Below are 13,857 nucleotides of genomic sequence, written 5' to 3' on the forward strand. Positions count from 1 at the left end.
GCGAGGCGAAGGCGCAGATCGAGAACGCTCCTGAGGCTCATCGCGACAAGCACCCCGGTGAGCCCCGAGACCGCGACGAACCGGCCGCGCACCACGGCCCGGCGGGCCCTCGGCACGTTTCGTGCCCGGCTTCTCGGCCAGACGCGTGAGTGGAGTCGTTCGGCGAGCGGAGCGAGGGAAAGGGCTGTCATGTCGAAGGTTTCGCATCTGCCCGGACGGGCGGAGCATCAGTGGGCCTGGCAGAGGGCGGCCGCGTGCCGCGGCCTGGGTACCGAGGTGTTCTTCCCCCCGGAGGGCGAGCGCGGCAAGAGCCGGGCGATGCGGGAGGAGACCGCCAAAGCGGTGTGCGGCCGATGTCCCGTACAGGCTCGGTGTCTGCAACACGCCGTCAGCGTGGGCGAGCCGTACGGGGTCTGGGGCGGTCGTACGGTGAGCGAGCGCCAGGCGTCCGGGGAAACCGACGCGGCCGCGGCGTAGCCGTGTCCGGCGGTGGCGACGCGGGAGCCGTGTCCGGCCCTGACGTACCTCCGGCACGGCACGGCGCGGTTCGGGTCTGGCCGGCCGGGAAGCGGCAAGGCGGCCCGATGACACCTTCTCAACCCGAGGGAAAGCGCCTGGTTCAGCGCCTGCGGACCCGCCCGGGGGATCATGGCCACTGATCCGTAGCCACGGTGGTCGGAGTCGAACCCAGCCCGGAGCGGCACCTTCGGCTCGCGGCGTGTGCGGGTGGCGAGGCGGGCCGTGGTTTCCGGGGCGGGCCGTCGGCCGCGGGGTGCTCCTTGTTCGGCGGCCGGTGGGGTGCCGGTGGAGAGGGCCTGCTCGACGACGGGGCGACCGCTCTCGAAGGCGTCGGCGGCCCGGCGGCCCCGAGGGGGTGGTCACGCGGCCACCGCCACCGCGGGCGGGGCCGGTGCCGGAGCGGTACGCCGGCCTCCGGCGTAAGGTCAGGGGTGTGCAGCCGATCGACACCTCCGGCGCACCGGCCCCGCCCGCAGCGCCCCGGCCCGCCGCGCCGCCGTCGTCGCTGTCGCCCTCGCGGGCGGGCGACTTCATGCAGTGCCCGCTGCTCTACCGGTTCCGGGTGATCGACCGGCTGCCGGAGAAGCCGAACGCGGCGGCGGCTCGGGGCGTCCTGGTGCACGCGGTGCTGGAGCGGCTCTTCGACGTCCCGGCGGCGGAGCGCACGGCCGTCCGGGCCCGGGCCATGGTGGCGGGCGAGTGGGAGCGGCTGCTGGCGGCGCGGCCGGAGCTCGCGGAGTTGTTCGCGCGGGACGGAGGGGCGCCCGCCTCGGAACGGGTCGCGGAGTGGCTGGCCACGGCGGAGCAGCTGGTCGAGCGGTGGTTCACCCTGGAGGACCCGGCCCGGCTGGAGCCCGCGGAGCGGGAGTTGTTCGTCAAGACGACGCTGGACTCCGGGCTGAGGCTGCGCGGGATCATCGACCGGGTGGACGTGGCGCCGACCGGCGAGGTGCGGATCGTCGACTACAAGACCGGCCGGGCGCCCCCGCCCGAGTACGCGGCGGACGCGCTGTTCCAGCTGAAGTTCTACGCCCTGGTGCTGTGGCGGCTGCGGCGGGTGCTGCCGCGCCGGCTCCAGCTGGTCTATCTGGGCAGCGGGGACGTGCTCACTTACGACCCGGCGGAGGCTGATCTGCGGGCCGTGGAGCGCAAGGTGCTGGCGCTGTGGGACGCGATCGGGCGGGCGACGCGGACGGGCGACTGGCGCCCGAGCCCGAGCCGGCTGTGCGACTGGTGCCCCCATCGGGCGCTGTGTCCGGCCTGGGGCGGCACCCCGCCGCCTTATCCCCTGGCCGTCACCACGGACCCGGCCGCGGGGGAGGGCGAGCGCCCGGCCGCCGACGTCGGCTGAGGCCGGAGGCGTCCGACACCCGCACATGCGAGGAGGCATTATACGCCTCCTTACTGACATTTCCGCCTTTTCTGTATTTTTCCTGCGAAAAAGGGTGGATTGTTACCTCTGGGGCGCCTAGTGTGGGTGCAGACAGTAATTCGAATGCATATTCGATCCGAGCGACGGCCACGCGGGGGCACGTCCTGCCGGACGAGGACCGCGTCCCCTGCCGGCCAGGCCCACCCGGAACCGCCGTCGCAGACGCCAGGAGAACGGCGTGAACCTCACCTTCACCACCGCCACCAAGGAACAGGCCAAGGCCCGCATCGCGCTCGCCGGCCCCACCGGGTCGGGCAAGACCTACACCGCCCTGGTCACCGCCGCCGGGCTCGGCGAGCGGGTCGCCCTGATCGACACCGAGCACGGCAGCGCCGCCAAGTACGCCGACGAGTTCGCCTTCGACACCCTCCCGCTCACGACGTTCCAGCCCACCACCCTCGTCGACGCGCTCGCGGTGGCCGCCCACGAGGGCTACGACGTCATGATCGTCGATTCCCTGAGTCACTTCTGGTCCGGCACCGGCGGGATGCTGGAGCAGGTCGACAACGCGGCCAAGCGCCTCGGGGCGGGCGGCAGCTTCGCCGGCTGGAAGGAGGCCCGCCCCCAGGAGCGGGCGATGATCGACGCCCTGCTCGCCTACCCCGGTCACCTCATCGTCACCATGCGCACCAAGACCGAGTACGTCGTGGAGGCCGACGAGCGCGGCCGCAAGGTGCCGCGCAAGATCGGGCTCAAGCCCGAGCAGCGGGAGGGCATCGAGTACGAATTCGACATCGTCGGCGATCTCGACCACGAGAACACCCTGGTGATCTCCAAGTCCCGGGCGAAGCCGCTGTCCGGGACGGTGCTCCACAGGCCGGGCCCGGAGTTCGCCGAGGCCGTCCTCGACTGGCTGGAGGCCGGCAAGCCCGCCCTCTCCGTCTCCGACTACGTCACGGCAGCCACCGCGCCGGGCGCCAGCCACGAGGAGCTGCGCGACCTGTACGAGGAGGCCCGCCGGCACAACCTGCTCGGTGCCGCCGTCCTGGACGACGCCGGGGAGACCCACACGCTCGGCCAGCTGATAGTGCGCCACGGCACCGCGGCGGCGAGGAACAGGGTCGCCGAGGACATCGAGTCCGGGGCCGGGACCAGGCGGGAGAACGGGACCGAGCGGAAGGAAAAGTCCGCATGAGCCTCAAGGAGCACGCCACCCGGGTCGCCGTGCTCCGGGTGCTGCGCGACGCCGTCGACGCCGAGTACCAGACCGAGCGCCACGAGGTCCTCGAGGGGCTGCGCGCGGCCCGCGCCGAGCTGAACCTGAAGTCGGTCCGGGTGGCCCTGCCGGACGACACACCGGTCGCCACCCTCACCCTCGTCGACCCCGAACCCACGGTCGTGATCGCCGACGAAGAGGCCTTCACCGCCTGGGTGGCCGACAACCACCCCGGCGAGGTGGAGACGCTGGTCCGGGTGCGCCCCGGCTGGCAGCGGCAATTCCTCGCCCGGCTGACCTGCCTCGATCCGGTCGCCGACCCGTACACCGGCGAGGCGATCCCGGGGCTGGGTGTGCTGTCGGTCTCCGAACCGCGGTCGTTCAGCCTGCGCCCCCTGCCCGGCGGGCGGGAACGGATCGCCCGCGCCTGGCACACCGGCACGCTCGACCTGCGCCGTCTGCTCCCCCTCAAGGGTGGCGAGGATCCATGACCGCTGTCGTCGCCCACCCCGACCGGGACACGTTCGGCACGGTGTGGTTCCTGGTCTCCCAAGCCGGTCACCTCGATTGCGGCCGCTGGACGTTCGAGGACGACAAGCGGCTGCGATGCGCCTGCGGGGCCGTCCTGTACGTGTACCAGCAGCCGGTGGATGCGGCGGGAAGCGGCGCACCGGCGTCAGCCGGGACGTTCCCCCGCGGAAGGGAAGAGCGAATGCTGCCGGCCGAGACGGCCCAGCTCGTCGCCCTGGTCGCGGCGATGTGCCCGTCGATGCACCTGGAGGACACCACGACGGACGCCTGGCACCTGCTGCTCGCCGACCTGGACGTCGCCGATGTACGGGCGGCTGTGACCAGGCTGGGCAGGCAGCGGTCCGACATCGCCGCCGCCGACATCCGCGCCGAGGTGCGCGCGATCCGGGAGGAGCGGCTCGCCCGCAACCCGCTGCCACTCCCGGACAGCGACCCTGACGACCCGCGCCGTTATCGTGCGGAACTCCTCGAGCTGGTGACCGCGATCGCCTCAGGGCAGCGAGTCGAGCGAATACCCGCCGCGCCGGGCAGTCCGCCCTCCCACCTCACCGGCTCGAAGCACGACCCGCGCGTCCGCTCCCTCCGCGTGCCCTGTCCCTGGTGCGGGGCCGCCGCAGGCCGTCCCTGCACCGTCCCCCGGCTCGGGACCCCGCTGAGGAGGGCCCCTGCCCACCAGGCACGGCTCCTCGCGGCCGGGCTCGCCGAGCCCGGGCCGAGGCAGGAGGGGGAAGCGAGGTGAACCCGGTGATCGCCCCGACTCGAGAAAGGCCGCGTACCGGAGCCCTGCCACCCCTCGCCACCACGACTCCCCCGGAGCCCCGCGCCGCCCAGCTCACCCCTCACACCAGGCCGGAGCGGTGCGGCCTCCCCTCCGGGCACCCTCACCACCGGTACGAGGCTGCCCGTCGAACTCGAACCGGCACGGGGTGAGGAATCACCCGTCGCACGAGAGGAAAACCGCCATGGTCGGTGAAACCGTCATCACCGTCGTCGGCAACCTGACCGACGACCCCGAGCTGCGCCTCACCCCGTCCGGCGACACGGTCGCGCACTTCACCGTCGCGTCCACGCCCCGCACCTTCGACCGGCAGAGCAACGAATGGCGGGACGCCGAGACGCTGTTCCTGCGCTGCTCGGTCTGGCGGCAGGAGGCGGAGCACGTCGCCGAGTCCCTGACCCGCGGCACCCGCGTCATCGTCCAGGGGCGGCTGCGCCAGCGGACGTACGAGACCCGGGAGGGCGAGAGGCGGACCGTCATCGAGCTGGAGGCCGACGAGATCGGCCCGTCGCTGCGGTTCGCCGCCGTGACGATCACCAAACCCCCGCACACCGGCGTCCCCGCCGGTTCCCGCGGCGGCCCCCGTCCTCCCGCCGAGGACCCGTTCACCCGGCCCGACGGCGGCGAGCGGCCGGTCCCCGCCGAGGGCGGACGACATGCCCCCCGCGAGGAGACGGAGCCCTTCTGACGGGCCGGCGCACCCGTGCGCCGGCCGCGACCACACACCGCACCCATCCGAGGCGGACCCCATGAAGGAACAGGACCGCGAGGAAGCGCTCGAACTCGCCCTCGCCCAGATCGAAAAACGGTTCGGCGCGGGCTCGGTGATGCGCCTGGGCGATGAGCCGGGGGTCCCCGTCGAGGTCATCCCCACCGGCTCGATCGCCCTGGATCTCGCGCTCGGCGTCGGCGGCCTGCCGCGCGGCCGCGTGGTGGAGATCTACGGCCCGGAGTCCTCCGGCAAGACGACCCTGGCCCTGCACGCCATGGCCAACGCGCAGAAGGCGGGCAGGATCGCGGCGTTCATCGACGCCGAGTACGGCCTCGACCTCGAGTACGCCAAGCGGCTCGGCGTCGACACCGACGCCCTGCTGGTCTGCCAGCCGGACAACGGCGAACAGGCCCTGCAGATCGCCGACACCCTCATCCACTCCGGCGCCCTGGGCCTCATCGTCATCGACTCCGTCGCCGCGCTGGTGCCGCGCGCGGAGATCGAGGGCGAGATGGGCGACTCGCACGTCGGTCTGCAGGCCCGGCTGATGAGCCAGGCGCTCCGGAAGATCGCCGGCGCGCTGAGCCACTCCGGAACCACGGTGATCTTCATCAACCAGCTGCGCGAGAAGATCGGCGTGCTCTTCGGCTCGCCGGAGACCACGACCGGTGGCCGCGCCCTGAAGTTCTACGCCTCGGTCCGCCTGGACATCCGTCGGATCGAGACCCTCAAGGACGGCACCGAGCCGGTGGGCAACCGCACCCGCGTCAAGGTGGCGAAGAACAAGGTCGCCCCGCCGTTCAGGCAGGCCGAGTTCGACATCCTCTACGGCCGGGGCATCAGCCGCGAGGGCGAGCTGATCGACCTGGGCGTCCAGCAAGGCCTCGTCCGCAAGTCCGGCGCCTGGTACACGTACGAGGGCGACCGGCTCGGCCAGGGCAAGGAGAACGCCCGCAACTTCCTGAAGGACAACCCCGACCTCGCCGACGAGATCGAGAAGAAGACCAGGGAGAAACTGGGCATCGGGGCGAAGCCGGAGGCCCCGGCGGCGGAGTACCGGGCGGATACGGCGAACCGAGTGGCCGCACCCGGCACCGTGCCGTTCGACTCGGCCGCGGCCGGTCGGCGCTCCACCGGGCCGACCTCGTCGGCCCCGAGCGGTCCGGTCCCCCGCGTCCTCCTCGACGGCACCCCGGCCGGGCCGTGAAGACCAGCCGGCCGCTCCCGCACCCCGGCGCGAGGCGAACGCCGGTGAACCGGGGCGGCACCGTGTTCCCCGGCGCCGCCACGCCCGGGGACGAGACGCCGACCCCGGGCAGGACCGCCGCCGACCGACCCATCGCGGCGGAGCCGGTCCACCGGCCGGTCGCAGCCCCCGCCGACGGCGAGGACCGGGCCACCGAGGCGGCGTTGCGCCCCAAGGACCTGGACGGGTTCATCGGCCAAGTACGGGTCCGCGAGCAGCTCGACCTCGTCCTCAGGGCCGCCCGGCAGCGGAGCGCCACCGCCGACCACGTGCTGCTCTCCGGTGCCCCGGGGCTCGGCAAGACCACCCTGGCGATGATCATCGCCGCGGAGATGGGAGCCCCGCTGCGCATCACTTCCGGCCCCGCCATCCAGCACCCCGGGGACCTGGCGGCGGTCCTGGCCTCGCTCACCGGGGGAGAGGTCCTCTTCCTCGACGAGATCCACCGCATGTCCCGGCCCGCCGAGGAGATGCTCTACCTGGCGATGGAGGACTTCCGCGTCGACATCGTCGTCGGCACCGGCCTCGACGCGACCGCCATGTCCCTCGAGCTGCCGCCGTTCACCCTCGTCGGCGCCACCGTCCGGGCCGGCCTGCTGCTCCCGCCGCTGCGCGACCGCTTCGGCTTCACCGCCCACATGGAGTTCTACGACCCGGCCGAACTGGAGCGCGTCATCCACCGCTCCGCCCGGCTGCTGGAGGTGGAGGTCGAGCCCGCGGGCGCCGCCGAGATCGCCGGCCGCTCCCGCGGCACGCCCCGCATCGCCAACCGGCTGCTGCGCCGGGTGCGGGACTACGCCCAGGTCACCGCGGACGGAGCGGTCACCCGCGAGATCGCGTCCGCGGCCCTGGGGGTCTACGAGGTCGACGGCCGTGGCCTGGACCGCTTGGACCGGGCCGTGCTGCACGCCCTGTTGAAGCTGTTCGGCGGCGGACCGGTCGGTCTGTCCACCCTCGCGGTCGCCGTGGGGGAGGAGCGCGAGACGGTGGAGGAGGTCGCCGAGCCGTTCCTGGTTCGGGAGGGACTGCTGGCCCGGACGCCCCGGGGGCGGGTCGCGACGCCCGCCGCCTGGGCCCACTTCGGGCTCGTACCGCCGCCCGGGCCGTCCCGGCCGTCCTGGACCGCGCCCCCGGGACACCGGAATGGCGATTCCGGACAGGACGACCCGCCCGGAGGCCGCACCGGACGGACCACCTCCCCGGCCGCCCCCCGGCACCGGCCCCCGCCACGGTGAGACCCATGGCTGCCCGTACGAGAACCGCCAAGGACCGGCCGCCCTACCGCCGCACCGAGTGGTCCGGATCTCGGTGACGGCCGGGTGCGGGCCCTCGTCGACTCCGGCCCCCCGCTGTGGCGGGCCCGCATGTCCCGGAACCGGACCGGTCGTGTCCCCGTCTACGGCGTGCTCGACGCGGTCGCCCGCGATCCGGTCGCCCGCGATCCGGTCGAACGTCCCTCGACCGCATTCACGGCCCTGCACGCGCCGTCGCCCCGCCTTCTTCGGCACTGTCGACAACGATCGGTCCGGCCGGGCAGCGGCACACTGTCAACGCCTGGGGGAGGGGACCACCGCGGCTCAGATCATCACGTGCTTGGGCCGGGTCCTCGCCTCACTCACCCGGGACACCTCCGGCCGGCACGACGCCCTCACCGGGGACCTCCACCCTCGCCCGCAACACCGCCCGGTACGGGGACGGCACCCCGCAGTCCGCCTCGCCGGCGGGCCGCGAGCTGTTCAAGCTCGCCGCCCTCAAGAACGGCCTCGCCCCGCGCGACCTCCCGCCGTCCGTCTCCTTCTTCCAGGGCGTACGGATCTCCGAGGACGGCTCCACCGAGTTCACCGGCTCCGCCCGCGCCGCCTGGTCCGGGGTCGTCCGCAAGGGCGAGCTGCTGACCGTCACCGACCTGCACGGCAACCAGGCCGCCGACTTCCTGCTGTACGACGCGCACGACACCTCCGTCCGCTACAGCGCCCCCGACACGATCCAGGCGCAGGGCACCGTCTTCCTGACCACCGGCTCGGTGCTGCTGTCCAACGAGCACACCCCGCTGATGACCGTCGTCGAGGACACCTGCGGACGGCACGACACCATCGGCGGCGCCTGCTCCAAGGAGTCCAACACCCTCCGCTACGGCCACCACACCTGGTCGCAGCACGCCTGCGTGGAGAACTTCCTCGCCGAGGGGAGCAAGCACGGACTCGGCAAGCGCGACCTGGTCTCCAACATCAACTGGTTCATGAACGTGCCGGTCGAGAAGGACGGCACCCTCGGCATCGTCGACGGCATCTCGGCACCCGGCCTGCGGGTCGTGCTGCGCGCCGAGACCGACGTCCTCGCGCTGCTGTCCAACTGCCCGCAGATCAACAACCCCTGCAACGGATTCGACCCGACGGCCGTCCGGATGACGATCACCGGCCCCGACGACAGCGACGAGGTCTGACCACGATGACGTTCGACACCCTGCTGGTGGCCAACCGCGGCGAGATCGCGGCACGCGTCATCCGCACCGCCCGCCGACTCGGCCTGCGCACCGTCGCGGTGTACTCCGACGCGGACCGCGGAACCGAGCACGTACGGCTGGCCGACGAGGCCGTCCGGCTCGGTCCGGCGCCCGCCAAGGAGTCCTACCTCGACGCCGATCTGGTCCTGAAGGCCGCCAAGGACACCGGCGCGGGCGCGATCCATCCCGGCTACGGCTTCCTGTCCGAGGACGCCGACTTCGCACACCGCTGCGCCGACGCCGGCATCGTCTTCGTCGGCCCCACCCCCGAACAGCTGGAGCTCTTCGGCCCGATGGACGACCTCTCCTTCCGGCTCGGCAACACCGCGCTCGGCAACGACGCGGGCGCACCCGGTCTGGAGTGCACCCTTCAGGGCCCCTCCCTGCGCTTCACCCACCCGACGACGGTCTGTGTCACCGGAGCCCCGGCGGGCGTGACGATCGACGGCCTTGCCGTGCCGCAGTGGGAGCCGATCACCGTCGACGCCGGACAGACGCTCGCCGTCGGCGCCCCCGACGAACGGGGACTGCGCACCTACGTGCTGTTCGCGGGCGGCCTGGACGTACCGGAGTTCCTGGGCAGCGCGGCCACCTTCACCCTCGGCCGGTTCGGCGGGCACGGTGGCCGCGCCCTGCGCGCGGGCGACGTACTGCACGGCGGCGAGGCGCGGACGGAGACCGCCGTCGTCCCCGTCGACGAGCGGCCCTCCTTCGACACCGTGTGGCGGGTCGGCGCGGTCGAAGGACCGCACGCCGCACCGGAGTTCTTCACCGAGGACGACATACGCGACTTCTACGCCGCGGACTGGAAGGTCCACTTCAACTCGGCGCGCACCGGCGTCCGCCTCGTCGGCCCCAAGCCGCGCTGGGCACGCCCGGACGGCGGCGAGGCGGGGCTGCACCCCTCCAACATCCACGACACGCCGTACTCCGTCGGCGCCGTCGACTACACCGGCGACATGCCTGTCCTCCTCGGCCCCGACGGCCCCTCCCTCGGAGGCTTCGTCTGTCCGGCGACGGTCGTCACCGGACAGCGCTGGAAGCTCGGCCAGCTACGCCCCGGCGACACCGTCCGCTTCGTCCCGGTCACCACGGCGGCGGCGGGGGAGCTGCGGCGCAATCCCGCGTCGGAGCCGCGGGCCGACCGTGACGCCATCGTCGACGGGGGCGTCCTCGCGCGCCTGGACGAAAGCGGAGGCCGCCCGGCGGTCACGTACCGGCGCAGCGGTGACGACAACCTCCTCATCGAATACGGGCCCATGCAACTCGACCTGGCCCTGCGCATGCGCGTCCACGCGCTCGCGGAGGCGCTGGCCGCGCGGGGCCTCCCGGGCGTCGTCGACCTCACCCCGGGCATCCGCTCGCTCCAGATCCAGACGAACCCCGACGCGCTGTCCCCGCGGGCGCTCCTCGACGCCGTGCTGCGCGTGGAGGAGGAACTCCCGGCCACCGACGAGCTGGTGGTGCCCAGCCGGACCGTGCACCTGCCGCTGTCCTGGGACGACCCGGCGACCCGTGAGGCCATCGCCCGCTACACGGCCGGCGTGCGCGACGACGCCCCGTGGTGCCCCTCGAACATCGAGTTCATCCGCCGCGTCAACGGCCTCGACACCGTCGACGACGTGTACCGGACCGTCTTCGACGCCGAGTACCTGGTCCTCGGCCTGGGCGACGTGTACCTCGGAGCGCCCGTGGCCACTCCTCTCGACCCCCGGCACCGTCTGGTCACCACCAAGTACAACCCGGCCCGCACCTGGACCGCGGAGAACTCGGTCGGCATCGGCGGCGCGTACCTGTGCGTCTACGGCATGGAGGGCCCCGGCGGGTACCAGTTCGTCGGCCGCACCACGCAGGTGTGGTCGGGCTGGCGGCAGCGCGGCGCCTTCGAACCCGGCAGGCCCTGGCTGATGCGCTTCTTCGACCGGATCAGGTGGTACCCGGTCGGCGCCGACGAACTCCTGGAGCTGCGTGCGGACATCATCTCCGGCCGGTTCGTCCCGAAGACCGAGGAGGGCACCTTCTCGCTCGCCGAGTACCAGGCATTCCTCTACGAGAACGCCGAGTCGATCACCGCCTTCCGCGACCGGCAGAGCCGGGCGTTCGGCGCCGAGCGCGATGCCTGGGAGGCCGCCGCCGAGGTCACGCCGCCGACCGTCGACATCACCGTGCCCGAGGGCGGCCGGCTGGTCGAGGCCGAGTTCACCGCCTGCGTCTGGCAGGTCGACGTCCGGATCGGGGACCGGGTGTCGGCGGGTCAGCAGCTGGTGGCGTTGGAGGCGATGAAGATGGAGGCGCCGGTACCCGCCCCCGCCGACGGCGTCGTCGCGGAGGTCCTGGTCACGCCCGGCAGCCAGGTCGAGGCCGGCACCGCGCTCGTCGTCCTCGCTCCCGTCGAGACCGTGGAGGCAGCCGCATGATCACCACAGTGGAGCGGGTACGGGCCGCGTACACCCGTGTCGCCCGGGTGGACCGGCCCGAGGTGTGGATCGACCTGCGCCCCCGGGAGGAAGCGGAGGCGGACGCCGCCGCGGTCGACGCGAGAGTCGCGGCCGGCGAGCGGTTGCCGCTCGTCGGCACGGTGTTCGCGGTCAAGGGCAACATCGACGTGGCCGGGCTCCCCACCACCGCCGGCTGCCCCTCGTACGCCTACGCGCCGAAGGACGACGCCCCGGCGGTGGCGCGCCTGAAGGCGGCGGGCGCCGTGCTCCTCGGCACCACCAACCTCGACCAGTTCGCGACCGGCCTGGTCGGCACGCGCAGCCCGTACGGCGCCGTCCGCAACGCCGTCGACCCCGCGTACGTCTCCGGCGGCTCCTCGTCCGGCTCGGCGGTCGCGGTCGCCCTCGGCATCGCGGACTTCGCCCTCGGCACGGACACCGCGGGCTCAGGCCGGGTCCCGGCCGCCTTCAACGGCGTCGTCGGGCTCAAACCGACCTTCGGCCTGGTCCCGACCGAGGGCGTCGTCCCCGCCTGCGCGTCGCTCGACTGCGTGACCGTCTTCGCCCGCACCCTCCCGGAGGCCGAGCGGGCGCTGTCCTCCATGGTGAGACCGACAAGTCGTGAGCTCCCCGCGCTGGAGCAGCGCCGACCGGGTCCGTGGCGGATCGCGGTGCCCGAGCCGGGGCACCTGGGCGAGCTGGACGAAGGCTGGGCCGAGGCATTCGAGGCGGCCGCGGCCCGGCTCACCGAAGCGGGCGCCGAACTCCGGCCCGTCGACCTCGCGCCGTTCACCGAGGCGGCCGCGATGCTGTACGAGGGTGCGTTCGTCGCCGAGCGCTACACCGCCGTCGGCACCTTCGTCGACGGCCATGCGGGTTCCGCGGACCTCGACCCGACCGTGGCCGGGATCATCTCCGGGGCACGTGACGTCCCGGCCCACCGGCTCTACGCGGACCGCGCGAAGCTGTCCGCCCTCCGCGCCAGGGCGCTGGCGGCCCTGGGCGACGCGGACGCGCTCCTCCTCCCGACGACACCAGGGCACCCGACCCTCGACGAGGTCGCCGCCGACCCCCTGGGCGCGAACGCCCGCCTCGGCCGGTTCACCAACTCGACGAACCTGTTCGACATGGCGGCGGTCGCCGTCCCCGCCGGCGAGGTGAAGGGGCGGCCGTTCGGCGTCATGCTGATCGGCAGGGCGTTCACGGACGAGCGGCTCGCGCGCGTCGCAGGCCTGCTCACCGCCCCGCCGGCGCGTCTCGCGGTGGTCGGCGCGCATCTGTCCGGACAGCCGTTGAACGGGCAACTGCTCGCCCTGGGCGGCCGCCTGGAACGCGGCACCACCACCGCGCCCGCCTACCGGCTGTACGCGCTGGACACGGTCCCGCCCAAGCCGGGACTCGTCCGGGTCCGTGAAGGCGGTGCCGCGATCGAGGCCGAGGTGTGGCGGCTCCCCGCCGAGGGGCTGGGCACACTCCTCTCGTCCCTGCCCCGCCCGATGGCGCTGGGCAGCGTGGAACTCACGGACGGCAGCTTCGTGCCCGGCTTCCTCTGCGAGCCCGAGGCCATCGACGGCGCCCGCGAGATCACCACGTACGGCGGCTGGCGCGCCGCCCTCCGGTCCATCGAGGACGAGGACCGCGCCGGCCGTGGCGCGGCGTCCGCAGGGTAGGAGCGCTTCCTCCGGGCCGCCCCGGGCGGAGACGAGTTCGTGATTCCCTGCGCCCGCTGAGCGCTCCGGACAGGGATCCCGCCACCGTCGGTGGCCGTAGCCACCCGGCGTGCCGCGCCGCGCCGAAGACGCTCAGCCCGTGCGCCGCCGATCGGCGGCGGCTTCATACCGCACCTCCGGCTCGCGAGGCCGCCCGCCGAGGGGCCTCAGGCGGGCGGCAGGCGGCGAGCCGGCCTCCGGGGCGGCCCGGCGACGTCCGGCCGACGGCCAAAGGGACCCTTCTGCACGAAACGGAGTGAGGTCGGTGCCCGACAGGTCGGTGACGCGTGCACGCACGTCGTCAGTGTGCGCGGAAGGGTTTCCCGCAGGGTTGATGGCTCATCAGGTAAGTCCGCATTCGGTCAGCGCGAGTTGCCGGGCGTTCCCGAAGGACTGACTGAACAAGCGTCGATGACGGCGGGAAAGCCCAGGTGGGGACCCGTTCGTCTGACCGGAGCGATGTTCCCCACAAACATCGTTCGGCGCGTGCGGATGTACAGTCGAGACCGCCCTTGACCTGTACAAAGCAGGCAGGGAGCCGTCCCAGAGGAGCCCACAGTGCTGCGCACTCCAGGGCAGCATCAGCGGAAAATCCAGCCGAACTCCACGCCCACGAAATTCGGCTCCAGCAACACCGCCGCCGGTCGGGCCTCGGGGTGGACTCCGGGGTCCCGGGAGTGGTGACCCGCATCCGGGGCGCGTCGTTCTTATCGTGGGGTATCAGCAAACGACGGTCGGCGCCGAGGCGGGCAGTGCATGAGGAATCCGCAGATCGACTACGGGGCGGTCTTCCGTGCCCTGCCCGGCATGGTGGCTCTGCTGACTCCTGACCT

The 13,857-nt window shown here is 73.1% G+C and carries 11 protein-coding genes and 1 pseudogene; all 12 read left to right on the plus strand.

Features of this window, described 5'->3' with window-relative positions:
• Positions 1-189: 189 nt before the first annotated feature.
• The 12 genes and pseudogenes from OO54_RS47925 to atzF all read left to right on the plus strand — a co-directional run bounded on the left by OO54_RS47925 (position 190) and on the right by atzF (position 12,985).
• A complete protein-coding gene (locus OO54_RS47925) occupies positions 190-477 on the plus strand; it encodes a WhiB family transcriptional regulator (protein ID WP_033211496.1) in 288 nt (95 codons plus the stop codon).
• A gap of 475 nt (positions 478-952) precedes the next feature.
• Complete coding sequence (locus tag OO54_RS37700) at positions 953-1,870, plus strand: RecB family exonuclease (protein ID WP_033211498.1); 918 nt, start codon at positions 953-955, stop codon at positions 1,868-1,870.
• A gap of 259 nt (positions 1,871-2,129) precedes the next feature.
• On the plus strand, positions 2,130-3,086 hold the full coding sequence (locus OO54_RS37705) for an ATP-binding protein (RefSeq protein ID WP_033211500.1): 957 nt from the start codon (positions 2,130-2,132) through the stop codon (positions 3,084-3,086).
• Positions 3,083-3,598: a hypothetical protein gene (locus OO54_RS37710; RefSeq protein WP_033211502.1), complete on the plus strand. Its 516-nt coding sequence runs from the start codon at positions 3,083-3,085 to the stop codon at positions 3,596-3,598. Before OO54_RS37705 ends, OO54_RS37710 begins: the two co-directional genes overlap by 4 nt.
• Positions 3,595-4,377 (plus strand): zinc finger domain-containing protein, encoded by a 783-nt coding sequence (locus tag OO54_RS37715; protein WP_033211504.1) that lies wholly within the window; start codon positions 3,595-3,597, stop codon positions 4,375-4,377. The genes OO54_RS37710 and OO54_RS37715 overlap by 4 nt, the downstream gene beginning before the upstream one ends.
• A gap of 223 nt (positions 4,378-4,600) precedes the next feature.
• A complete protein-coding gene (locus OO54_RS37720) occupies positions 4,601-5,104 on the plus strand; it encodes a single-stranded DNA-binding protein (RefSeq protein WP_033211506.1) in 504 nt (167 codons plus the stop codon).
• 61 nt (positions 5,105-5,165) lie between these two features.
• Positions 5,166-6,335 carry a recombinase RecA gene (gene recA / locus OO54_RS37725; protein WP_033211508.1) on the plus strand — a complete coding sequence of 390 codons (1,170 nt, stop codon included), beginning with the start codon at positions 5,166-5,168 and terminating at the stop codon, positions 6,333-6,335.
• Between the two features lie 131 nt (positions 6,336-6,466).
• Positions 6,467-7,609 (plus strand): Holliday junction branch migration DNA helicase RuvB, encoded by a 1,143-nt coding sequence (gene ruvB / locus OO54_RS37730; RefSeq protein ID WP_234439218.1) that lies wholly within the window; start codon positions 6,467-6,469, stop codon positions 7,607-7,609.
• Positions 7,610-7,970: 361 nt separating this feature from the next.
• Positions 7,971-8,274 (plus strand): annotated as a pseudogene (locus OO54_RS48935) (DUF1989 domain-containing protein); the annotation flags it as partial.
• Positions 8,263-8,817, plus strand: coding sequence for an urea amidolyase associated protein UAAP2 (locus tag OO54_RS44465; protein WP_418953236.1), 555 nt, complete (start codon positions 8,263-8,265; stop codon positions 8,815-8,817). The pseudogene OO54_RS48935 and the gene OO54_RS44465, both read left to right, overlap by 12 nt.
• 5 nt (positions 8,818-8,822) lie before the next feature.
• The gene (locus OO54_RS37740) at positions 8,823-11,294 is read left to right on the plus strand and encodes a biotin carboxylase N-terminal domain-containing protein (protein WP_033211510.1); all 2,472 of its coding nucleotides are present in this window, start codon (positions 8,823-8,825) and stop codon (positions 11,292-11,294) included.
• Positions 11,291-12,985 carry an allophanate hydrolase gene (gene atzF, locus OO54_RS37745; RefSeq protein WP_033211512.1) on the plus strand — a complete coding sequence of 565 codons (1,695 nt, stop codon included), beginning with the start codon at positions 11,291-11,293 and terminating at the stop codon, positions 12,983-12,985. Before OO54_RS37740 ends, atzF begins: the two co-directional genes overlap by 4 nt.
• Positions 12,986-13,857: the final 872 nt, after the last annotated feature.

The organism is Streptomyces wedmorensis (assembly GCF_000716445.1).
Taxonomy (GTDB): Bacteria; Actinomycetota; Actinomycetes; order Streptomycetales; family Streptomycetaceae; genus Streptomyces; species Streptomyces wedmorensis.

Coding starts and splice junctions, on each gene's coding strand:
- OO54_RS47925 (WP_033211496.1), top strand. CDS start 190: ATGTCGAAGGTTTCGCATCTGCCCGGACGGGCGGAGCATCAGTGGGCC.
- OO54_RS37710 (WP_033211502.1), top strand. CDS start 3,083: ATGAGCCTCAAGGAGCACGCCACCCGGGTCGCCGTGCTCCGGGTGCTG.
- OO54_RS37715 (WP_033211504.1), top strand. CDS start 3,595: ATGACCGCTGTCGTCGCCCACCCCGACCGGGACACGTTCGGCACGGTG.
- OO54_RS37720 (WP_033211506.1), top strand. CDS start 4,601: ATGGTCGGTGAAACCGTCATCACCGTCGTCGGCAACCTGACCGACGAC.
- recA (WP_033211508.1), top strand. CDS start 5,166: ATGAAGGAACAGGACCGCGAGGAAGCGCTCGAACTCGCCCTCGCCCAG.
- OO54_RS37740 (WP_033211510.1), top strand. CDS start 8,823: ATGACGTTCGACACCCTGCTGGTGGCCAACCGCGGCGAGATCGCGGCA.
- atzF (WP_033211512.1), top strand. CDS start 11,291: ATGATCACCACAGTGGAGCGGGTACGGGCCGCGTACACCCGTGTCGCC.